The organism is Salegentibacter maritimus (genome assembly GCF_016236915.1).
GTDB lineage: Bacteria > Bacteroidota > Bacteroidia > Flavobacteriales > Flavobacteriaceae > Salegentibacter > Salegentibacter maritimus.
Genome location: NZ_JAEHOK010000002.1, coordinates 116928 through 139996 on the forward strand (window position 1 = coordinate 116928; position 23069 = coordinate 139996).

The following is a 23069-nucleotide window of genomic DNA, read 5'->3' on the forward strand; positions in this document are numbered from 1 at the left end:
TCTTAACCGAAGAAATACTATGAAGAAATTTATTTCGCTGATAGCTGTTCTAGCCATACTTTCAAGTTGTGGGCGTGGAGATCGTGGGCAGTTGGTTGGTGCGAAAGGGGAAAAGTGGAATCCAGAAAAGCCGCTGGGGATGACATTAGTTCCCGGAGGTGCCTTTATTATGGGTAAGTCTGATGATGATATCGCAGGCCAACGAAATGCACCCCCAAAAACGGTGACAGTACGTTCTTTTTATATGGATGAAACCGAGATAACCAACGCTGAATACCGGCAGTTTGTAGATTATGTAAAAGATTCTATCGTTAGGACTGAATTGGCTATTATGGCCGAGAATATGGGAGAGGCAGAAGGTTCTGGTGGAATTGGTGACTATGCATTTTTAGATTCAGATGAAGCTAATATGACGCCATACGAAGAATATATGTTGAATACTTATGGGCAGGGTGGTCCATCAGATACATATGAAAATCGCAGGCTAAACAAGGATATAGATATTATTTGGGATACTGAAGATTACCCCGATGTTTATTATGCCGAGGTAATGGATATGATGTACATCCCTATGGAGGAAGTTTATAATGGACAACGTACCATTGATGTTGAAAAATTAAAGTTTACTTATTCCTGGATGGATGTGCAAAATGCTGCCAGGGAAAAGGGAAATAGAAGTAATTTTATAAAAAGGGAAGAGATTTCTATATATCCAGATACTACTGTTTGGATTAGAGATTTTAATTATTCTTATAATGAGCCTATGCATAACGATTATTTTTGGCATAGTGCTTTTGATGATTATCCAGTAGTTGGGGTTTCCTGGAAACAGGCAAGAGCTTTTGCGCAATGGAGAACTCTGTACCATAATTATTATAGAAGAGAAAAAGGAGAGCATAATGTACCCTCTTACCGTTTGCCAACAGAAGGAGAGTGGGAGTATGCTGCCCGTGGTGGCCTGGAAGGAGCAACTTATCCCTGGGGAGGTCCATACGCTAAAAACGATCGTGGGTGTTTTATGGCGAATTTTAAACCTCTAAGAGGAGATTATGCCGCAGATCAGGCTTTGTATACCGTAGAAGCAAAATCTTACGATCCCAACGACTATGGACTTTACAATATGGCTGGAAATGTTGCAGAATGGGTAGATTCTTCTTACGATCCGGCTTCTTACCAATATATGTCTTCAATGAACCCTACTGTTAACAATCCTGATGATATGAGAAAAGTGGTTCGTGGAGGTTCCTGGAAGGATGTAGCTTATTTCCTTCAGGTAAGTTCAAGAGATTACGAATATGCAGATTCAGCAAGAAGCTATATCGGCTTTAGAACAGTACAGGATTACCTCGGTACTGATGTGACCTTAAATCAACCAAACAACAATTAACAACCTATTAACCAGTAGAGAATCTAAATCTATTTTATTATTATGGCAAAATCAAATTCAAGTAAAAGAATAACCAACATGGTGTACGGTTTAGGTGCATCGGTTGTAATATTGGGAGCCCTTTTTAAAATTATGCACTGGCCTTTTGCAAATCCTATGCTTATTGCAGGTCTTGTAGTTGAAGCCTTTGTATTTGCTTATTCTGCTTTTGAACCAACCGATGATGATCTTGATTGGTCTCTTGTATACCCGGAACTAGCCGGTGGTCAGGGAACTCGTAAAACTGCCACTGTAATTGAAGACGACAAAGAAACACAAGGGCAACTTTCTAAGAAATTAGACGAAATGCTTAAGGAAGCTAAGATAGATGCAAACTTAATGCATAGCCTTGGAGATAGTATTCGTAATTTTGAAGGAGCAGCAAAGGGGATTGCTCCAACTGTAGATGCTATGGCTTCACAAAAGAAATATAGTGAAGAGCTTACCACTGCTGCAACCCAAATGGAAACATTAAACAATATTTATAAGGCTCAGGTAGAATCGGCCTCCCGTCAGGCAGAGATCAATCAGGAAGTTGCTGAGAATGCCGGTAAATTGAACCAGGAAATGGGGTCACTTGCCGCTAACCTTTCCTCGTTAAACGGAGTTTATGGAGGTATGCTTACTGCAATGAACGGTACCCGTAGTATGTCTAATTAGTGATTGCATTACATTACCTGAAATCTAAATTATTAATGAACCAAACTAATTAGCACATGGCGTCTGGAAAACAATCACCAAGACAGAAGATGATTAACCTGATGTATTTGGTATTCATCGCGATGATGGCACTAAATATGTCTAAGGAAGTATTAACAGCCTTTGGTCAAATGAACGAGGACCTTGAGGAGTCTAATACTACCACATCACAACGTAATGAGATGGCAATGGCAGGTTTAGCCACTAAAGCCGAAGAACAACCTGCAAAATATGAGGAGTTAAAGGCAAAAGCAGAACAAATTAGTAGCCTTTCCGATAATTTATATAATACAATAGGTAGCCTTAAGGAGGAATTATTATCTGATTTTGAAGCTGAAGAAAAGACCAATTACGAATCTATGGATCGTGCAGATAAGCTTGATAACTTGTTTTTTGCAAGCGGAAGGGTAACTCCTAGAGGAGAGGAATTTGTGGCGGCAATAGATAATTATAGGAATGAGGTATTAGCTATACTAGGTGATGGTTTTCCGCAAATTAGAAGTGAAATAGCAAAAGATTTTTCTACAGAAGAGGTGACCAATAACGAAAATGTGACTAAACCTTGGTTAATGTACAATTATCAGGGCTTCCCTTTAATTGCTTCGCTTACAAAATTAACGCAAATCCAGTCTGATGTAAGAACCACTGAAAATGATATTCTGTCTGCTATGCTTGAAGGACAGTTACAAAGCGATGTTTCTTTAACTAATTACCAGGCCATCGTGGTTCCAGATAAAACGGCTTTCTTTAGTGGAGAAAACTTTAAAGGAAAAGTTGTATTAGGTAGGGTTGATCCGACTTTAAAATTTGAAAACGTAACCATAAACGGCAATGATGTAGAAAGTACTCAGGCCGGTCAGGTAATGTTAGATTTTCCTGCAGGAAATGTAGGAGAAAAAGAAATTAATGGAGAGCTGCAATTTAAGGAAGGTGATTCTATTGTTAGAATACCTATTAAAAGTTCTTATGCTGTTATTCCAAAGCCAAATTCTGCCGTTATCTCGGCCGATAAGATGAATGTGCTTTATCGCGGTGTGCAAAACCCAATGACGATTTCTATTCCCGGGGTTGGAAGTATTAGCGCTCAGGCGCCGGGTCTTTCATCTGCCGGAGGGGCAGGAAACTATGTGATGAACGTTACCAACCTTCAGGCTAGAGAGGTAGCAATTAATGTTAGCGGTAAATTACCGGGTGGAGAAACTGTTTCAGATAGTAAAACCTTTAGAATTAAAGATATTCCAACTCCGGTTGGAACGGTTAGGGGAGAAGATGGTACGGTTAAAATGCAGCGTAATAGCTTAGAGATTTCTACTATTAGTGCAGATTTGCCAGACTTTGATTTTAATCTTAACTTAAATGTTTCAGGATTTAGTTTTAAAGTCCCTGGACAGCCTACCATCCGAGTTAATGGTAGTAAGTTAGATAACAACGCAAAAGCGGCCTTGAGAAGAGCAGGAAGAGGTGAGACTGTACAAATTTTTGATATTCAGGCCAGTATTGCCGGAAACTCTAGTTACAAGTTAAAAAAGGTAGCTCCTGTAATTGTTGAGTTGACAAACTAATAAAATTTAGAAGATGAGTTGGAGAGGATTTTTATTAAATACTTTGATGTTGGTTCTTACCGTAACATCTTATGGACAGGCTAATATCTTAAATGCCAATAGTCCGGAAGATATAGGGAAAAGAACTGAAGCTCAAATTCAAAGCGACTTAAATGATAAGCCGTTAGAGTATGGGTATGTTGAAGAAAGAGATGTGTTGTGGTCTAAAATTGTATGGGAGAAGATAGATCTGGACGAAAGGGTTAACTTTCCACTATATTATCCAATAGATACTAATAACATTGGAAACAATCGTCGTGCTCTTTATGATGTTCTGATTTCTGCTATTAAAGACGGAAAGATTAAGAATATTTATGCCGATTCTTATTTTAATGAAAAGCGTACTTTAAAAGATATCCAGGCAACGATTTCTAAAGTAGATACAACAGATCTGGGTATTGAGCAATATAATGCAGGAGAGCAGGTAGATGCGCAATTTATAGATCGTAGGGATCTTGGTGCAGCTGATATAGCCGAATATCATATTCGCGGTATGTGGTATTTTGATAAGCGCCAGGCAGAGATGAAATACCGTCTCCTTGGTATTGCACCGGTTGCTCCAGATGTTAATTTTATAGACTCAGGTCAAACAGATCTTGTTGAACTGTTCTGGATTTGGTTCCCCGATGCCAGAGAAGTTTTGCATGATAATAAAGCCTTTACCGGCAATAACTCAGGCCAGTCTGTCACTTTCGATCATTTGCTTAATTCCAGGAGGTTTTCTTCAGTAATATACAAAGAAGAAAATGTTTATGGAGATCGCGAAGTAGATGAATATATTGTGGATAATGCCTTTATGGAACTTCTGGAAGCCCAACGTATAAAAGAACAAATACGAAACTTCGAGTTAGATATGTGGAATTACTAATGCTGTAAAAACCATAATAAAATATAAAGCGTTCCCCCGGGAGCGCTTTTTTTATGCCTACCTAAAAGTGAATTTTAAATTGGTTTAATGAGCGGATTTTTTAATAGTAAACATTTATATTTTAATAAATGTCTCCTTTGATTTTTATGACTTGTTTTTGATGGGAATGCTGCAAGGAGACAATTTGCTTTAATTTTTTATTTTTGAAATATGTTAGATTATATAGTAGTTGGATTAGGTTTAAGTGGGGTGGCTATAAGTCGTAACCTGGAAAAAAGGAATAAGCAGTTTGTGGTTTTTGAGGACAGTTCACAAAGGTCTTCCCTGGTGGCCGGCGGATTGTTTAATCCGGTTATCCTAAAACGCTTTACACTGGCCTGGAATGCCCATGAGCATATGAAAACCGCAATTCCTTTTTATAAAGAAATGGAGGAGCATTTACAGGCAAAAATTGTTTACCCCATAGAAATCTATAGGAAATTTTATTCGGCTGAAGAACAAAATAACTGGTTTGCAGCAGCAGATAAACCGTTGCTTGCTGAATTTTTAGACACTAATTTAGTTAAGAAAATTAATGCATGTATTCCTTCTGAGTTTTCATTTGGCAGGGTACGGCAAACCGGAATTGTGGATACCGATGTTTTACTAAATGAATATCGGAACTATTTAAATAAAGAAGGCAAAATTAAGTTTGAAAGATTCGAATACAATAAGCTTCAGATTAAACCCGATTCAGTGGAATACAATGGTATTTCAGCTAAACAAATTATTTTTTGTGAAGGTTTTGGAATGCAGCAAAATCCATTCTTTAATTACCTTCCGCTTCGCGGAAATAAAGGTGAATATCTCACAATTTATTCAGAAGAATTGCAGCTACAGGAAGCGGTGAAATCTTCGGTTTTTATTATTCCCCTGGGCAATAATTTATATAAAGTGGGCGCAACCTATAATAGTAAAGATAAAGATCCGCGGCCAAGCAAAGAAGCAAGGCATGAGTTGGAAGAGAAGCTTTTAAAACTCATTAGCTGTAAATATGAGGTATTGGATCAGTCTGCGGGGATTAGGCCTGCCAGTAATGATAGAAAGCCAATTGTAGGACGGCATCCAAAGCATCAAAACCTTTATTGTTGTAACGGTTTTGGGAGCAGGGGAATCCTTGTTTCTCCTATGATCTCAGCCCAATTAATTGAATTGATTGAAGACCAAATTCCACTTCCGGCCGAAATAGATTTACACCGATTTAATAAAAAGCATTTTCCTGCTTAATTTTTGCCAGCATTTGGTTTGTAGTGTAAAAAGAAATTAATCCAGATATTTCGGGATAATCTTATAATTACAGGCATAAAAACTACCAGGGTTCCTATAATTGCCCAAAAGGAGGTTATTAAATCACTACCCACAAAAAGATAAGTAATTATAAAGGCCGCGACTGCAAATGCAATTCCCACCGCATAACTTACATACATAGCTCCAAAAAAGAAAGAGGGCTCAATCTTATATTTAGTACCACAGTTAGAACAATGTTCGTGCATTTCAAAAACACGGTGTATTTTATAGGGATTGCTTTCTTTGTACATGCTTTCTGCATGGCAAACCGGACAGGTGCCGGTAAAAATACTGTAAAGTTTACTTCCTTCTAAAAATTTCATAATTGGTATTCAGGGAGTTATATGTATTTATGACTGTGTAGATTGGGCGTGAACATATTTTTTTCACATTGTAAATTTAGGCATATTTGCAAAAATAAAATATACAAATGCTTAATATTCATAACCTCTCTGTTTCTTTTGGCGGAGAATACCTTTTTGAAGAGTTAACCTTTAGGCTTGGTGCCGGAGATCGCGTGGGACTAATTGGAAAGAACGGAGCCGGAAAATCTACTATGCTTAAAATTCTTGCCGGTGAGCAGGAATATGACGAAGGCCAAATAGCAAGAGATAAAGAGTTAAATATAGGTTTCTTAAAGCAGGATATTGATTTTGAACAAGGGCGAACTGTGTTGCAGGAAACTCAACAAGCCTTTGAGGAAATAAAGAAACTCGAAAAGCAAATAGATGATATTAACCATCAATTAGCGACAAGAACCGATTATGAAAGTGATTCTTATACACAACTTATTCAGGATCTTAGTGAGATAACCCATACCTACGAAATTATTGGAGGTTATAATTATGAAGGTGATACCGAAAAGGTGTTACTGGGGCTCGGTTTTCAGCGGGAACAGTTTGATAAATTAACCGAGACTTTTTCTGGAGGTTGGCGAATGCGTATTGAGCTGGCCAAGCTATTGTTGCAAAATAACGATATTTTGCTACTGGATGAGCCTACCAACCACCTGGATATTGAAAGTATAATTTGGTTAGAGAATTTTCTTAATAATTATTCTGGTTGTGTGGTTATTGTCTCTCACGATAAAATGTTCCTGGATAATGTAACCAATAGGACCATAGAAATTTCATTAGGCCAAATTTACGATTTCAATAAACCCTATTCAAAATACCTGGTTCTTAGAAAAGAGTTAAGAGAACAACAATTGGCTGCACAAAAGAACCAACAAAAGGAGATTGAAACTACCGAAAAACTTATTGAGAAATTTCGTGCTAAGGCTTCAAAAGCTTCCATGGCACAATCGCTTATTAAAAAATTGGATAAGATAAACCGTATAGAAGTAGATGAAGATGATAATGCGGTGATGAATGTAAGCTTCCCGCTTTCTATACAACCCGGAAAAGTGGTGATAGAAGCCGAAAATATAGCAAAAGCTTATGGCAATAATCAGGTGTTAAACGGTATTGACCTTTTAATAGAACGTGGAAGTAAAATAGCTTTTGTTGGGCAAAACGGGCAGGGTAAAACTACCCTTGCCAAGATTATAATTAATGAAATTTCTTATGAAGGACATCTTAAACTAGGGCATAATGTACAGTTAGGTTATTTTGCTCAAAACCAGGCAGATTACCTGGAGGGTGAAAAAACCGTACATGATATTATGATTGATGCCGCCAACGAAAAGAACCGAAGCAAAGTTCGGGATATGTTGGGGTCTTTCCTTTTTAGGGGAGATGAAGTAGATAAAAAGGTAAAAGTGCTTTCTGGTGGTGAAAGAAACAGATTGGCCCTTTGTAAACTTATGCTACAGCCTTTTAATGTGCTTATTATGGATGAGCCTACCAATCACCTGGATATAAAATCTAAAAACGTTTTAAAAGAAGCTTTAAACAGGTTTGAAGGAACCTTAATAATTGTTTCGCACGATAGGGATTTCCTTCAGGGCTTAACCAATAAGGTTTATGAGTTTAAAGACTCTAAGATCAAGGAGTATTTAGGAGATATTAATTTCTTTTTAGACCAACGTAAGCTGGAAGATATGCGAAGTGTTGAGAAGAAGGAGAAGGTTGCAAAAGTGCAAAAAGAAGTAGCCGCCACTAACAACAAAAAGGCCTACAAGGATCAAAAGAAGATAAAATCCCTGAAAAATAAACTAAGTAACACCGAGTCTAAAATAACGAAGCTGGAGAAGGATCTTGAAGCACGGGATATGGAATTGGCTACAAGTTACGAAGAGGTTATGGCCCGTCCCGGGTATTTAGATAAGTATAAAAGCAAGAAAAAAGAATTAAACTCTTTAATGCAGGAATGGGAAGAAATTCAGGAGCTTCTTGATGATTTGGAATAGTTTTTTGTAAAATTTCAATTTTAAAATTAAACCAAATGGAAAGAATGCGGTCTTACAAACATGGATAAACGCAAAATCATTCTTTCTTTTATTGGAGTATTACTTATTGTTTTAGCAGTTTTTGGGGCAAAAGCAATTATTGACAGTAATGTGAAAAAAGTGCCGGAAAGCACTAAAGTTATAAAAAATGTATTCGTAGAAACTGTAGAAAACCGTAAGGTACCTATTGTGGTTCCTGCTAATGGAAATGTAACAGCACTTAAAAAACTGGAGCTTTTTTCGGAAGTACAGGGCATATTTCAGCGTAGCAGTAAAGATTTTAGGCCGGGGCAGGTTTATAGTCGGGGGCAGGTTCTTTTAAGTATAAATTCAGAAGAATATGCTGCCAGTGTGCGTTCAGCTAAAAGTGAATTATTTAATAATATCACTTCTATCATGCCAGACCTTCGGTTAGATTACCCGGAATCTTTCCCAAAGTGGCAGGAATATCTTACTAATTTTGATGTCAATAACTCTATAAAACCATTGCCAGAGCCAGATTCAGATAAAGAGCGGTACTTCGTTACCGGTCGGGGAATCGAATCAGCTTATTACAATATAAAAAACCTGGAAGAACGCCTTAGAAAGTTTACCATAAGAGCACCATTTGATGGTGTCTTAACCGAAGCTGCCGTAAATCCCGGTACTTTGGTAAGACCTGGCCAAAAATTGGGGGAATTTATAGACCCATCGGTGTACGAACTGGAAGTAGCCGTGGCAAAAAGGTTTTCAGATCTTTTGAAAACGGGGGAAGATGTAAAACTACAGGACCTTGAAGGTAATCAAACTTTTAAAGGTACGGTAAGTCGAATTAACGCCAGGGTAGATAGGGCCTCACAAACCATACAGGTTTTTATAAGAATTGAAGAGCCGGGGATTAGGGAAGGAATGTACCTGGAGGCACAATTAGACGCGCGGGACGAAGAAAATGCCATAGAAATCCCCAGGGAATTGTTAATAGATCGTACCAAAGTTTATTTAGTACAGGATAGCGCTTTGGTTTTAAAGGAAATTAACCCGGTTTATTTTTCGAGTAATAAAGTGGTGGTAAAAGGCCTGAAAGATGGTGAGACTTTGGTTTCTGCTCCGGTTCCTGGAGCATACCCGGGAATGGAAGTGCAAATTCAGGAGAAAATAGACACTGCTAAAGCTACAGAACTTTGAGAAAGTTAATCAGTTATTTTATAAAATACGAGGTAGCCGTAAATATACTCATCCTTGCATTTGTAATTTTTGGTATTGTTGGAGTGGCCAGTTTAAACTCTTCTTTCTTTCCGCTGGAGGACTCCCGAATTATAAATATCAATGTAAACTACCCCGGTTCGGCACCCGAGGAAATTGAGGAAGGTATTATTCTAAAAATAGAAGATAACCTAAAGGGCCTTGTAGGTATAGATAGGGTAACATCTACAGCACGCGAAAGTGGTGGTTCTATTACCGTAGAGATTGAGCAAGACGAGAATATAGATGTTATGCTTACCGAAGTTAAGAACGCGGTAGATAGGGTGCCTAGCTTTCCCGGGGGAATGGAGCCACTTGTGGTTTCAAAACAGGAAAGGGTTAGACCCTCTATTAGTTTTGCCATAAGCGGTAAAGATGTGCCATTGGTAACATTAAAGCGTATTAGTGAGCAAATTGAGAATGATTTACGACAACTAGACGGTGTTTCGCAAATAGAAATTTCGGGCTTCCCAGAAGAAGAAATTGAAATAGCCGTTAGCCAGGACGATCTTTTGGCTTATAATTTAACTTTTGAAGAAGTTGCAAGAACCGTTGGAGCTTCAAATATTTTAAGTACCGGGGGAACTATTAAAACCGAAGCCGAAGATTATCTAATAAGGGCAAATAGCAGAAGTTACTATGCAGATGCTTTAAACGATCTGGTAATTAGGTCTTCAGTCACCGGGCAAACTACACGCTTAAGTGATGTAGCTGAAGTTCGGGATCAGTTTGGCGAAACCTCCAATTCTTCTTATTTTAATGGGAATATCGCCGTAAATGTAGCTATAAGCAATACAAATAACGAAGATCTTTTATCTGCGGCAAAAAAGGTAAAAGCCTATATAAAAGACTATAACGCAAAAGCCAGTAAGATTAAACTGGATGTTGTTTCAGACTCGTCTATCACCTTAAGTCAAAGAACTCAATTATTACTTGAGAATGGCGCGGTAGGAATATTACTTGTTCTATTATTTTTATCTATCTTTTTAAATATAAGACTGGCATTTTGGGTAGCCTTTGGCCTGCCTATAGCCTTTCTGGGAATGTTTATTTTTGCCGGGCAATTTGGCGTAACCATTAATGTGCTCTCTTTATTCGGGATGATTATTGTAATTGGTATCCTGGTAGATGACGGTATTGTTATTGGTGAAAACATCTATCAGCATTACGAGATGGGGAAATCTCCCATTCAGGCGGCCTTAGATGGAACTATGGAGGTTATTCCGCCCATTATTTCCGCTATTCTAACTACGGTTTTGGCGTTTTCTACTTTTTTATTTCTAGATAGTAGAATAGGGGAGTTTTTCGGAGAAGTGTCTACGGTGGTTATATTAACTTTGATAGTTTCCCTTGTAGAGGCGCTTATAATTTTGCCTGCACATATTGCTCATTCCAAAGCTTTACAAGCAAGAAAACCAGAAGAAGATAAAAAGAAAAAGGGGCTTGCAAAACTCTTTATTAAGATGCGCGTTGTAAATCGCGTAGGAGATAATGCTATGAGCTATCTAAGGGATAAATTTTATAGCCCAATATTAAAATTTGTGCTCAGGCAACAAATATTAGCTTTAGGAATTTTAGTGGCGATCCTAATTCTTACTATTGGAGCTATTGGCGGAAACTGGATTAGGGTTACTTTGTTTCCCAGTATTGCCAGTGACCGTGTGAGTATAAGCCTTCTAATGGCCGAGGGTGTTAATCCTGAAAAAACAGATTCTATTATCTCTATGGTTGAAGCAGCAGCCTGGCGGGTTAATGAAGATTTTAGTAAGCGTCAAAGTGGGGATAAGGACGTAGTAGAGAATATTATAAAACGAGTTGGTCCCGGGAATAATAAAGCTTCTTTGCAAGTAAATTTACTTCCAGGTGAAGAAAGGGATTTTGGGTCTCCCGAGATAACCAATGCGATAAGGGATGAAGTTGGGCCTGTATATGGGGTGGAAAACCTTACTTTTGGTTCGGGTGGTAATTTTGGAGGTTCACCAGTTTCGGTGTCGTTATTGGGGAACAACCTCCAGGAATTGGAAGCTGCAAAAGAAGAGTTGAAGGAGAATTTTGAGAACAACCCGCTCTTAAAAGATGTTACAGATAATGATCCGCAGGGAATAAAGGAAATTAATGTTGAGCTTAAGGAAAGCGCCTATGCGTTAGGATTAGATCTTAATGAAGTTATGCGCCAGATACGAAACGGTTTTTTTGGAACTCCGGTACAGCGTTTTCAAAGAGGTCAGGACGAGATAAGGGTTTGGGTGCGTTACGACCTTAAAAACCGTTCCTCTATTAACGATTTAGACGATATGCGCTTAACAACCCCCGGAGGAGATCGTGTGCCATTTGAAGAAATAGCCAGTTATAAGATTATTCGTGGTACTGAATCTATAAGCCATTTAAACGGACTTAGGGAAATTAGGGTGAGTGCAGATATGGAAGATCCTAATGGAAGCTCAACGGAAATACTTGCAGATATTAGAAGCAATGTGATGCCAGAACTTTTGGCAAAATACCCCAGCCTTTCGGTTTCTTATGAAGGGCAAAACAGGGAGGCGAATAAATTAACTAGTTCAGCAAAAGGAGTTTTGCCGGTAGTGTTATTTCTTATTTATGCAGTAATCGCCTTTACTTTTAGAAGTTACAGTCAGCCATTACTGTTAATGATTATGATTCCTTTTAGCATTATTGGAGTAGCCTGGGGACATTGGATTCATAATTTTCCGGTAAATGTACTTTCAGCTTTAGGAATTATTGCCTTAGTTGGAATTATGGTTAATGATGGCCTGGTGCTTATTAGTAAATTCAACGTGAACTTGCGAAATGGGATGAAGTTTGAGAATGCATTGTATGAAGCCGGTCGTGCCAGGTTTAGAGCTATTTTTCTTACCTCACTTACCACCATAGCAGGAATGGCGCCATTGCTTTTAGAGAAAAGCAGGCAGGCTCAGTTTTTAAAACCCATGGCAATCTCCATTTCTTACGGAATTGCCATCGCTACTGTTTTAACATTGCTCCTGCTGCCATTACTTTTGTCTATCAGCAATAATATTAAAGTAGGCGGAAAATGGCTTGCCACGGGAAATAAGGTAAGCAATGAAGAAGTAGAAAGAGCTATAAAAGAACAAAAAGAAGAGAAAGCCCATGGAGAGGTCAGTTAAGCTAACTTTTGCAATCCTATTTTTTTTTATAGGGAATCTCCTGGCTCAGGAGAAAGAAGTTATTACAAAAGAAAAGGCGATTTCGCTTGCGCTAGAATTTAATTATGGAATTAAAATTGCCGAAAATGAGGTTGAAATTGCTGAAAATAATAAGGGAATTTTAAATTCAGGTTATTTGCCCACACTCACGGGTAGGGCAGGAGCAGGATACGATTTAAACGATAGGTTAACCGAACCTGAAGATGGAGAACCGTTACAGCAAGATGGGATAGAAAACAATTCTTATAACGCCTCTGTGAATTTAAATTATACCCTTTTTGATGGCCTGGGCAGGTTGTATAATTATAAAAGTTTAAAAGAGGAATATCAGCTTTCAAAATTACAGGCCCGGGAAACTATAGAAAATACCATGTTACAATTATTAGCTGTGTATTATGAAATCGCACGGCTTACTGAAAATGTAGCAGTTTTAAAAGATGTTTTGGAAACTTCAAAAGACCGAGTAACCAGGGCGCAGTATCAATTTGATTTTGGACAAAGTAACAATCTTGCGGTCCTTAATGCCAGGGTAGATGTTAATAACGATAGTGTAAACCTTCTACAAACACGGCAACAGCTTAGTAATACAAAAAGAGATTTAAACGTATTATTAGACCGCCAAATGACACATAAAGATTTTAGTGTGGATACTACGGTAAGCTTTATCCCAAAATTACAGCTGGATAGCTATGTTGCAGATGCCGAAGTTAATAATGTGTCTTTACTACAGTTAGATAAAAGTTTGGAAATTACAGCCTATGATATTAAAATAAGTAAATCGGGATACCTGCCTACCATAGACCTAAGCGGTTCTTATGGCTGGAATTACAACCGAAGTGCAGCAACGGCATTTTTTCCGGGTAGTAGGCAAACTACCGACGGGATTTCGGGTGGAGTTAGCTTAAATTGGAATCTATTTGATGGGGGGGCTACAAGCCTGCGCGTACAGAATGCTAAAATAAATCATGAAAACCAGCAATTACAAAAAAAGCAACTTTCGCTGGGAATTAGAAGGGACATTGCCAATGCCCTTGGTAATTATGAAAACCGATTATATATTTATAAGGTCCAGAAAGAAAATGTAAGGACCAATGAAGATAATTTTGAACGATCCCGGGAACAATTTAAACTTGGAAGAATTACTTCTATTGAGTTTAGGCAGGCCCAGGTTAACCTATTAGATGCCAGGACAAGTCTAAGCCTTGCAAAATACGATGCCAAGCTTGCCGAGTTAAGCTTGTTACAGCTTACCGGTCAATTGTTGAATGTTGAATTGTAATATATGTTTGAGCACTTTTTTCAATGCCCATATTGCTGGGAAGAAATATCGGTTTTGCTAGATCCTTCGGTGAGACAACAAATTTATATTGAAGACTGTGAGAATTGCTGTAATCCTATTGAGTTTGTGGTTTCATTTCATGAAAATGAGTTGCAGGCTTTTGAAGCCAATAGCATAGAGCAATAATTATTTCTTTAGTTTTTAGTTGTTTTATATTAAAAGGCCAGGCTAGTTGTTTGATATTCAGGTATGCATTATTTTTCCTGATTTTTTCTTTAATTTTTATTGAAAAAGCTTTGCTGAAACTTAAAAAACGTCTTATATTTGCAGTCGATATCGCGGGATAGAGCAGTAGGTAGCTCGTCGGGCTCATAACCCGAAGGTCACTGGTTCGAGTCCAGTTCCCGCTACTAGCAATAAAAAAAGGCTTCACAGAAATGTGAAGCCTTTTTTTATTGCAATGGGTACAGAATAAGGTACAGAATAACGGATCAAGGGATCAAGACCATTTTGGATCAAGAACATTTTCTTGGGTTTTGAAAACAATTTTTCCAATTTGTATCAAAAGAAGCTTTCTTTTTAATAAGTAAGAAGGCGTGGGATAGGAAACCCCCGCTTGCTTTAAAACCTGATTCAATGTTGGTCCAGTTTCGATAAATAATAAAGCCCTTCCAAATAATGAAAGGGCTTTTTAAAGGAAAGTTTTAGTTTCGATTATTTTTTAAGGTAATGTGTTTCAGAAAGTGCGTTTAAATTCTGTGCTGCCTGTTCTGCGGTAATATCGCGCTGTGGGCCTGCAAACATTTCGTAGCCTACCATAAATTTTTTAACTGTAGCCGATCTTAGAAGCGGTGGATAAAAACTCATGTGAAAATGCCATTCAGGATAATCTTCTCCGTTGGTAGGAATTTGATGAATTCCCGAAGAATACGGAAAAGAGGTCTCAAAAAGATTGTCGTATTTTGTAGTGAGTATCTTAATAATTTCGGCAAAAGCTTTTTCTTCTTCTTTATTTAGCTGCCCAATATGCTGATAATGCTTTCTGGGAATAATCATGGCTTCGTATGGCCAAACTGCCCAATAAGGAATCAGGGCAACAAAATGCTCGTTTTTAGTTAGAATACGCTCATTTAATTCTAACTCTTGTTTTAAATAATCGCCTAGTAAACTGCTTTTATTTTCGTCCCAATAATTTTTAAAATGCCTGGATTTTTTTAAGATTTCTGTTGGAATAGATTTTTGTGACCAAATTTGCCCGTGTGGATGTGGGTTACTACACCCCATCATGGCTCCCTTGTTTTCAAAAATCTGAACATAGTTTATAGCGTCTTTACTGCCCAGTTCCTGGTACTCCTTTTTCCAAAGTTTTACGACTTCGGTAATATCATCTATTTCCATTAAAGGTAGGGTTAGGGAGTGATCTGGAGAAAAACAAACCACTTTACATATTCCTGTTTCGGCCTCGGCTTTTAAAAGTCCGTTATCAAAGTCTTTTATGGGAGCTTCGGTTAATAGGGCAGGAAAATCATTTTCAAAGGCGTAAGTTCCCGTGTAGTTATGATTTGTTTCTCCACCTGCTCTTGAGTTTCCGGGGCATAGATAACACTTGGGATCATAGGTTTCCCGTTTCTCATTATTGTTTTTTTCAGTTTTTCCCTGCCAGGGTCTTTTGGTGCGATGTGGTGAAACTAAAATCCATTCTCCGGTTAAAATATTATAACGTCTGTGTGGATGTTTGTTTATTTCGGTGCTCATCTTGCTTCTTTTAAACTTTAGTAATTTGAGTTCCGGCATCTGGAACTACTGTTATTGCTGTTGGCGTAATATTAAACTTTGCCTTATATACTTTTTCTACCTCTTCAATATAAGCCTTAATCTTATCTGCTTCAATCAAGTTAATTGTGCATCCGCCAAAACCTCCACCCATCATTCGGGAGCCGTAAATAAAGTCTTTATCTTCAGAAAAATCGACCAGAAAATCCAGTTCAGGGCAGCTTACTTCGTATTGATGTTGTAAACCTCTGTGGGAGGCATACATTAATTGGCCAACTGATTTTAGGTTAGCGTCTTGTAATGCTTTTTCTGTTTGGCGCACACGTTCGTTTTCCTCTAATACATATTGGCAACGTTTAAAGCTTGTGGCGTCAATTTGATCTCTAAATTCTTCTAAGATTTCAAAAGAAACCTGCCTTAGTGATTGTACCTCTGTATATTTTTGCTGAATCATGGCTACGACATCTTCACATTCCTTTCTGCGTGTATTATATTCACTGTCGGCCAGGTTATGCGAAACATTGGTGTTTACGAGTAGTAGTTTGCAATTTTCAATTTTAGCCGGTATAAATTTGGGTTCTAATGTCTCGCAATCAAGTTTTATAAAATGATCTTTTTTGCTCATTACTGAAGCAAATTGGTCCATAATTCCGCAATTACTTCCCACAAAGTTATTTTCTGCTCGTTGCGAAAGTTTAACGATATCCATAGGGGTTAGTTCTAAATTGAATAAGGAATTTAAACCTCCCGCAAAACCGCATTCTAACGCCGCCGAAGAACTAATTCCGGCTCCTATGGGTAATTCACTTCTCATAATACAATCGAAACCCTCTAGCTGCTTGTTTAATTTCTGGATTTCATCTATAACGCCCAGTAAATAGTTCTCCCAGGAGTTGCTGCTTTTTGTGATTTCCTGAAGCTTAAATTCTGTATAAGCATCAAAGGTTTCACTGTAAATGCGTGCTAGATTGTAGTTGTTTTTTCTAAATTGGAAATAAATTTTTTTGTCTATAGCCGCAGGCATTACAAACCCCTGATTGTAATCGGTATGTTCACCAATTAAATTAATTCTTCCTGGGGAAGCCACCTTTACTTCAGCTTTAAAAGCTTTAAATTCTTCCGGGATGTTCTTGTTTGGATCTGTTGGTTTCAAATTGCAGTTTGTTTTAAGAGAGTTTCAAAGATAATAAACGTATTTTTTACATTAATTGTTTTGTTTTAAAATCTTTCAATTTTTTTGTTCTTTCGAAAGCTTAAATAAAGATTCTTGCGTATCAAAGAATCAAAGAGTTTGCAACTAAAATTTTTAAAATAGTATTAACTCTTTCTCTTGGTTTGTAAGAGTAAATATGTGGGAAAGTCCTTTCGAGCTAAAAAAATATTATCTTGAATTCGTTTTAAAAGAAATATGCAACAAATCGCCAATATTTTTATGCCGCTGGCTATGGGCCTTATTATGTTTGGGATAGGCCTGGAGTTGAATTTTAAGAATTTTAGGAGGGTTTTTGCTTATCCACGAGCCATAATTACCGGGCTGGCTATTCAAATTCTTTTGTTGCCTGTTATCGCATTTCTTTTAATTTATTTTTGGCCAATAGAGCCTGTGTATAAAATTGGAATAATGTTGCTCGCCGCCTGTCCCGGGGGAACAGCTTCAAATTTAGTGACCAAAGTACTTAAGGGAAGGGTGGCGTTATCTGTGTCTTTAACAGCGTTTAATAGCTTTATTATTCTATTCACGGTTCCTTTGGTGGTTCAGTTGAGTTTTTTGATTTTTGAAAATGATGCGCTTTCCTTTAGCTTGAGCTTTGGAGATACGATGAGTGATATTTTATTCACTGTGATTTTGCCCGTAATTTTAGGGATACTTTTAAATGAATTCTTTGGGCATAAGTTTGGTGGTAAACTTCATAAGGCTCTACAATATATCTTACCTGGTATTATGTTGCTGGCTTTTCTGGTAGTGATCTTTTTTGATGAATCGCAACAGAATGTTGAATATTTAAAGCATCTAAATCTTCTTATTCCGCTCATAATTTTAAATTTTACAACGATAATTATCGGTTATCTGGTTAGTGTGTGGTTTAAACTGAAACATAGCTCGGCCTATACAATAGCTATAGAAATGGGGCTACAGAATAGTGTGCTTGCACTATTTATTGCCAACCAGGTGTTGAGGGACAGTAATATTAGCCTGGTACCGATTCTCTACAGTAGCTTTTCTTTAATTACAACTTTCTTGGGTGGATGGCTTTTAAAAAACTATTTCGGAAAAAAGAAAAGGGAGGTGATTAAATAAAAATACCGGCTACGTAAAAATTAAACAGACCCTACTCAGTTTAATCTCCGTTGCAACCGGTATTATTTAATCGCCAAATTAAACAAGTGCAAATACAGATCTATTTGCTTCTATGTGTCACGAATTTAGGCCATTTGTTACGTAGGTTTTTACGGATTTCCGTAAATGGGATGCAAAATGCTGAAAATCATTATTTTGAGATATAAAATATTTTGGTTTTAAGGAAAAAACAGCACAATTTGGGATTTTATTGTGAGGGGGGATTTAGAGTTATATAGTTAATATTAACGGGTTCTTGCTGTTATAATAAGCATTTAAGAAAAATTAATACATGTAAAATATTGATTTGCAATTAAATAGGGTGAAACACCCATGTTTTTTGATAATATGTCTTTTAGTAGGATGTAGTGATGATGACACTATAGATAATGGACAGGAACAAGAATTTTTAAGTGCGCAGATTGATGGTGAGGACCTCAAGATAGATCGTGTAGAAGGAATTATTTCCTGTAAGAAGAGATTAAATGATTATGGTGGAATTAGCTTTGTGATAAGGGCTGAAACAAACAATGGGGAAATTATGGAGATTTTTCTAAGCAATTATATTGGTCCAAAGAAATATACTTTTGGATATGATAAATTTGGTGAAAGTTGGATGGGGTATGCTTTGGTTAATCCGGCTGGAGACTGGTTTTCTTATGCTGAAACAAGGCAGGCAGAAAACAAGCTTCCCTTTATACAAATTCAACAAGACGATGGTAATTATGTTAAGGGGAATTTTGGTTTTAAAGCTTATAATAGTATAGATAATTCTGTGAAGTTGGTAAGTAATGGTAGTTTTAATTTTAAACTGGATTCTGAATTGTAATAGCTGAGGTTCTTACTTATTTTTAATATTTATAGAGTTGTAAACAGATGTTTCTGGGTTAAAAATTAAGCTGCTTTTGAAGTGATGTCTAAAATTTTCTTTTTCCGCTATTATAAGGTGTTCTGCTAAATAAGATTAAACTAAAAAGTTTGATTTTATTTAACTGCTTTTTCAGAATATTTTGTCAGAAATAACTTAAGTTTCCTTTTTATAGAAGCTAATTTAAAAACTGAAGCATCAGTTATGAATAAATTTTTAAAGGAAGACAATATAAGGTTGGATTTACCGGTAAAGATTAGTTACCGGGTGTTAGAAGCTGTACTCCAGAGACAATTACTGGGTGAGCAAATTGGGATGGAAGACTCCAGGGGTACCGTAAAAAATTATGTGGAAGTGCTTGGTGTTAGTCTGGTTAAAAGTAAAGAACCAAACTTTGATATTAGCCTTCATTTGAGACTGAAAACACTAACTACATTTTTTAAAAATAAAGAGGTGGATTTGGTTGTGCATATTTCTTTAGGTTTTAATGAAGAAGATCAGGTGATAGATGTAGAGGAATATGAACTGGAAGGGCATAGCGAAAATTGGTTTATGGATAACTCACTAGAAGCATTTGCCAATACCTTAATTTATCAAAAGATTAAAAATAAAATGAGGTTAGATCTCAAACCTCATATCAAAGAGCAGCTAGGGGTGGTAAACGATAAACTTGGAGATAAAATGGAAACTGCACCTGGTATTTTTCTTTCAGGTAATGTAAATACTCTTAAGGTTGCCCAAATTATTCCAGGAGACAGTTTGCTATTAATTCTTCTTAATATAAGTGCGTATGGGTTTTTGGATGTAAAGGAGATTAAGCTTTAGGGTTAAATACCTCTAATAGTTCCTCTAAAGCCATAGACCTGGAGCCTTTAATGAGAATGCTGCAGTCTTTTAATTCTGCAAGCTGTAAATGCTTTTTAATATTTTTGGTGTTCTCAAATTTGATGATGTTAGGCTTGTTGGTGTTGGTCTTTTTAAATTGTTTTCCTACCAGATAAATTTCCGAAATATTGGCATTTTCCAGGAAGTTGACCACAACTTGATGTTCAGTTTCTGAAGCATTCCCAAGCTCTCCCATATCCCCTAAGATTACAATTTTGGTGGTGTTGGTTTGTATGTTGTTAAAATGTTGCAAGGAGGCCATCATACTTGTTGGGTTTGCATTATAGGCATCCATATAAATTTTATTGGAATGGCAGTTTATAACCTGAGACCGATTGTTAGAGGGGGCGTAGTCCTCTATAGCTGTCCTAATTTCGTTAAGAGGAACTTTAAAATACAAGCCAATACATAGTGCTGCTGCCATGTTTTTTGAATTGTAGCTGCCGCTTAACTGACTTTGAAGAAGTATATCGTTAAAGCTTAATGTTGCCGACTCACTATTTTCGGGGTAAATAATGTTTACCTGGGCCTTTCTGTTTGTTCCAAAACTAAATGTATGCTTATAGTTTATTTCCTGCATCTGTACGTCGTCGTCTAGATTTAGGAATATTAATTTCTTGTTTTCTTTTAAATGTCTATATAGTTCAGTCTTAGCCTGTATAACTCCATTTAAGTCTCCAAAACCCTCCAGATGAGCTTTTCCGAAATTTGTGATAAAACCGTAATCTGGCATAGCTATATTAGATAGAAATTCAATTTCTCCGGGATGATTAGCTCCCATTTCAATTAAGCCTATCTCGGTTTCTTCCGTCATAGTTAATAAGCTAAGAGGTACCCCAATATGGTTGTTTAGGTTTCCCCGTGTAGCTGTAACCTTGTACTTTTTTGAGAGTACATTGGAAATAAGTTCTTTTGTGGTGGTCTTGCCATTACTACCGGTTATTCCAATTACTGGAATTCCCAGGAACTTTCTATGAAATGTGGCTAATTTTTGCAGTGCCTTAAGGCTATCTTTTACTAATATGTATTCCTTGTTATTTAAGGCTGCATCCTTGTCATCTACAATAGCACAAGCTGCTCCTTTTGCAATAGCTTGTGCAGCAAACTTATTTCCGTTAAAATTAGCTCCCTTTAAAGCGAAAAAGATGCTTCCTGGTTTTATATTGCGGGTGTCGGTAGAAATACCGGTGCTTACAAGAAATCTTTGATGGATTATAGCTGTTTTCATAATGGGTTTTTTGTAAACCTTTTTGGTTCTGGCTGCTTTAAAAATAAAACTATAAAAAAAGCCCTAAATGAATAGGGCTTTTATTATAATTTTTAGAAGATTAGAATCTCTAATTCTTAGCTTTTTTATTACTATCTAAAGATTTTGATCCAACCCTGGACATTGCATTTCTAAATCCAATATAATCTGTAGCCATGTCTTGTGGGAAATATCGGCGTTGTGCCGGGTCTAACCAGTAAGCACGGTCTCTCCAGGATCCGCCCTTGTAAACTCTTACCTCATCGCTAATAAGTGTTGTTCTATCTGCGCTGTCATAGCCTCGTTTTGCCACTCCAGAAGTGTCACGAGTGCCAGCTACATTGTAGGTTGGTGAGTTGTACATACGCTGGGAATCGTCTTCGGTTTCCTGATACGATCTATAATAACGGCTAGAGCTTTTGTCGCCGTCTCTAAAGTTACGTTGGTCACTATTGGTATAATTGGTACGCATGTAAGTGTCATCCTCTGTTACCGGTACCTGTGCGATGTTTCCGGGATAAGATCTTGCAACCAATCTTCCGGTAGCTAAGGTGTCAAATTCAATCTCATCTACACCAACTACTTTTACACTTCCATCTTCATTAATTGCGTTCTTAGTGTAAACATTTCCTCTATAATAATTGAAATCATTAAATTCATCATCAACTATTGGGCGATAAACATCGGCTACCCATTCTGCAACATTTCCAGCCATATCATAAAGACCAAAATCGTTGGGTTCGTAAGATTTTACTTCAGCAGTAATATCGGCACCATCATCACTCCAACCGGCAATTCCGCCGTAATCTCCATCGCTTTGCTTAAAGTTGGCTAATTGGTCTCCCTGTCTTTTTACATCGCCAGACCGAGTGTATTGCCCGTCCCATGGGTATTTTTTTCTTCCTCTATATACATTGTAATCTCTAATTCCTACCAGAGAAGAAGCAGCGTACTCCCATTCGGCTTCAGTTGGTAAGCGATATTCTGGTAATAAAACACCATCCTTGCGTTGCACATAAGTTTGGCCGCCAAGAGCATTGCCTTCTGCATCGGTATTTTGGTTTTCAATCATGTCCTGAGACTCATCGCCTCCCTGGCTAATTTCTGTATTGCCTCCATATGCTTTACTTGGGGCGTTAAGGTAGGTTTCTGTGTTAAAAGTGGTACCGGCCTGTACGTCGGTTAAACGGGCACCTTCTTTGGTATAACCACCCTCTTCCAGTAAGAGCTCATTTACCCTATCGGTTCTCCATTTACTGAATTCTACCGCTTGTATCCAGCTAACACCAACTACAGGGTAGTTTCCATATGCGGGATGGCGTAGGTAGTTGTTTACCATTGTTTCATTATACCCAAGTCTGTTTCTCCAAACAAGGGTGTCTGGAACGGCGCCATTGTATATATTTCGGAAATTTTCCTGTGTAGGAGGGAAAACTTTCTTTAACCAATCAAGATACTCCATATACATCATATTGGTAACTTCGGTTTCGTCCATGTAAAAAGACTGAACATGCTGTTGAGTAGGAGTGTTGTTCCAATCGTGCATCACATCGTCCTGTACCTGTCCCATTGTAAAGGTTCCACCCTCTACAAAAACAAGCCCTGGGCCGGCTTCTTGCTCTTTGTAATCTGTGTTGTATTGAAATCCGCCTTCATCTGAATTAATGTCCCATCCGGTTGCTCTGGATCTGTTATCGTAGTCTCGGGAATTGTTACAGCTTAGCAAACCAACGCCAAGAACAAGGGTTGTAAAGGCTCTAAAAGCAATATTGATTCTCATATTTGTTTTCTCTTTTGGTAGAAATATTAGGCTTTGCAATATAGTAATTAACGCTAAAAGTACAAGTTTATTTTATGTTGGTGCCAGGGCTTTAATTTTATTTAAACCCCTGATGGCCTTAAGGCTTAGGGTGTGTTTGGGTTTTTAAAAACATCTGCATAACTTTCAAAATTAAAGGGAAGGCT

At 37.5% G+C, this 23069-nt stretch carries 18 protein-coding genes and 1 tRNA gene; 14 read left to right on the top strand and 5 right to left on the bottom strand.

Translation table 11 applies throughout. From position 1 onward, the window contains the following. Nucleotides 1-19 precede the first annotated feature (19 nt). From porK to I6U49_RS02125, 5 genes are all read left to right on the top strand, one after another. Entirely contained in the window at nt 20-1387 is a 1368-nt protein-coding gene (gene porK / locus I6U49_RS02105) for a T9SS ring complex lipoprotein PorK/GldK (RefSeq protein WP_198627402.1), read from the top strand. 42 nt (nt 1388-1429) lie between these two features. Beyond that, on the top strand, nt 1430-2086 hold the full coding sequence (gene porL, locus I6U49_RS02110; protein WP_193710249.1) for a type IX secretion system motor protein PorL/GldL: 657 nt from the start codon (nt 1430-1432) through the stop codon (nt 2084-2086). Between the two features lie 56 nt (nt 2087-2142). Continuing rightward, a complete protein-coding gene (porM, locus tag I6U49_RS02115; RefSeq protein ID WP_198627403.1) occupies nt 2143-3687 on the top strand; it encodes a type IX secretion system motor protein PorM/GldM in 1545 nt (514 codons plus the stop codon). Between the two features lie 13 nt (nt 3688-3700). Continuing rightward, nucleotides 3701-4594 (top strand): type IX secretion system ring subunit PorN/GldN, encoded by an 894-nt coding sequence (gene porN / locus I6U49_RS02120; RefSeq protein ID WP_198627404.1) that lies wholly within the window; start codon nt 3701-3703, stop codon nt 4592-4594. 210 nt (nt 4595-4804) lie between these two features. After that, the gene (locus I6U49_RS02125; RefSeq protein WP_198627405.1) at nt 4805-5860 is read left to right on the top strand and encodes an NAD(P)/FAD-dependent oxidoreductase; all 1056 of its coding nucleotides are present in this window, start codon (nt 4805-4807) and stop codon (nt 5858-5860) included. Here the strand turns inward: I6U49_RS02125 and I6U49_RS02130 are convergent. After that, nucleotides 5857-6243: a DUF983 domain-containing protein gene (locus I6U49_RS02130; RefSeq protein WP_198627406.1), complete on the bottom strand. Its 387-nt coding sequence runs from the start codon at nt 6241-6243 to the stop codon at nt 5857-5859. The genes I6U49_RS02125 and I6U49_RS02130 overlap by 4 nt on opposite strands. A gap of 107 nt (nt 6244-6350) precedes the next feature. On the opposite strand from I6U49_RS02130, the gene I6U49_RS02135 reads away from it, so the two are divergent. The 6 genes from I6U49_RS02135 to I6U49_RS02160 all read left to right on the top strand — a co-directional run bounded on the left by I6U49_RS02135 (nt 6351) and on the right by I6U49_RS02160 (nt 14404). Beyond that, nucleotides 6351-8270, top strand: a complete 1920-nt coding sequence (locus I6U49_RS02135; RefSeq protein ID WP_198627407.1) for an ABC-F family ATP-binding cassette domain-containing protein — start codon at nt 6351-6353, stop codon at nt 8268-8270. Nucleotides 8271-8330: 60 nt separating this feature from the next. Further along, the gene (locus I6U49_RS02140) at nt 8331-9473 is read left to right on the top strand and encodes an efflux RND transporter periplasmic adaptor subunit (RefSeq protein WP_198627408.1); all 1143 of its coding nucleotides are present in this window, start codon (nt 8331-8333) and stop codon (nt 9471-9473) included. Continuing rightward, nucleotides 9470-12676 carry an efflux RND transporter permease subunit gene (locus I6U49_RS02145; RefSeq protein WP_198627409.1) on the top strand — a complete coding sequence of 1069 codons (3207 nt, stop codon included), beginning with the start codon at nt 9470-9472 and terminating at the stop codon, nt 12674-12676. Before I6U49_RS02140 ends, I6U49_RS02145 begins: the two co-directional genes overlap by 4 nt. Continuing rightward, nucleotides 12660-13994, top strand: coding sequence for a TolC family protein (locus I6U49_RS02150; protein ID WP_198627410.1), 1335 nt, complete (start codon nt 12660-12662; stop codon nt 13992-13994). Before I6U49_RS02145 ends, I6U49_RS02150 begins: the two co-directional genes overlap by 17 nt. Nucleotides 13995-13997: 3 nt before the next feature. Then, nucleotides 13998-14180 carry a CPXCG motif-containing cysteine-rich protein gene (locus I6U49_RS02155; RefSeq protein WP_193710258.1) on the top strand — a complete coding sequence of 61 codons (183 nt, stop codon included), beginning with the start codon at nt 13998-14000 and terminating at the stop codon, nt 14178-14180. Nucleotides 14181-14331: 151 nt separating this feature from the next. Further along, nucleotides 14332-14404 (top strand) — tRNA-Met (locus I6U49_RS02160). A 304-nt stretch (nt 14405-14708) separates the two neighbouring features. Here I6U49_RS02160 and I6U49_RS02165 read toward each other — a convergent pair. Continuing rightward, nucleotides 14709-15749 carry a UDP-glucose--hexose-1-phosphate uridylyltransferase gene (locus tag I6U49_RS02165; protein ID WP_198627411.1) on the bottom strand — a complete coding sequence of 347 codons (1041 nt, stop codon included), beginning with the start codon at nt 15747-15749 and terminating at the stop codon, nt 14709-14711. Nucleotides 15750-15759: 10 nt separating this feature from the next. Then, the gene (galK, locus tag I6U49_RS02170; protein WP_198627412.1) at nt 15760-16920 is read right to left on the bottom strand and encodes a galactokinase; all 1161 of its coding nucleotides are present in this window, start codon (nt 16918-16920) and stop codon (nt 15760-15762) included. 255 nt (nt 16921-17175) lie between these two features. On the opposite strand from galK, the gene I6U49_RS02175 reads away from it, so the two are divergent. The 3 genes from I6U49_RS02175 (at nt 17176) to I6U49_RS02185 (ending at nt 19798) form a co-directional block, all read left to right on the top strand. Beyond that, the gene (locus I6U49_RS02175) at nt 17176-18066 is read left to right on the top strand and encodes a bile acid:sodium symporter family protein (RefSeq protein ID WP_198627413.1); all 891 of its coding nucleotides are present in this window, start codon (nt 17176-17178) and stop codon (nt 18064-18066) included. Nucleotides 18067-18445: 379 nt separating this feature from the next. Continuing rightward, nucleotides 18446-18934 (top strand): hypothetical protein, encoded by a 489-nt coding sequence (locus I6U49_RS02180; RefSeq protein ID WP_198627414.1) that lies wholly within the window; start codon nt 18446-18448, stop codon nt 18932-18934. A 243-nt stretch (nt 18935-19177) separates the two neighbouring features. After that, nucleotides 19178-19798 carry a DUF4403 family protein gene (locus I6U49_RS02185; protein WP_198627415.1) on the top strand — a complete coding sequence of 207 codons (621 nt, stop codon included), beginning with the start codon at nt 19178-19180 and terminating at the stop codon, nt 19796-19798. On the opposite strand, the gene I6U49_RS02190 is transcribed toward I6U49_RS02185, so the two are convergent. Both I6U49_RS02190 and gldJ read right to left on the bottom strand, forming a co-directional pair. Next, nucleotides 19788-21086 (bottom strand): UDP-N-acetylmuramoyl-tripeptide--D-alanyl-D-alanine ligase, encoded by a 1299-nt coding sequence (locus I6U49_RS02190; RefSeq protein WP_198627416.1) that lies wholly within the window; start codon nt 21084-21086, stop codon nt 19788-19790. The two genes, I6U49_RS02185 and I6U49_RS02190, sit on opposite strands and share 11 nt — an antisense overlap. Before the next feature lie 109 nt (nt 21087-21195). Further along, on the bottom strand, nt 21196-22884 hold the full coding sequence (gene gldJ / locus I6U49_RS02195) for a gliding motility lipoprotein GldJ (protein WP_198627417.1): 1689 nt from the start codon (nt 22882-22884) through the stop codon (nt 21196-21198). Nucleotides 22885-23069: the final 185 nt, after the last annotated feature.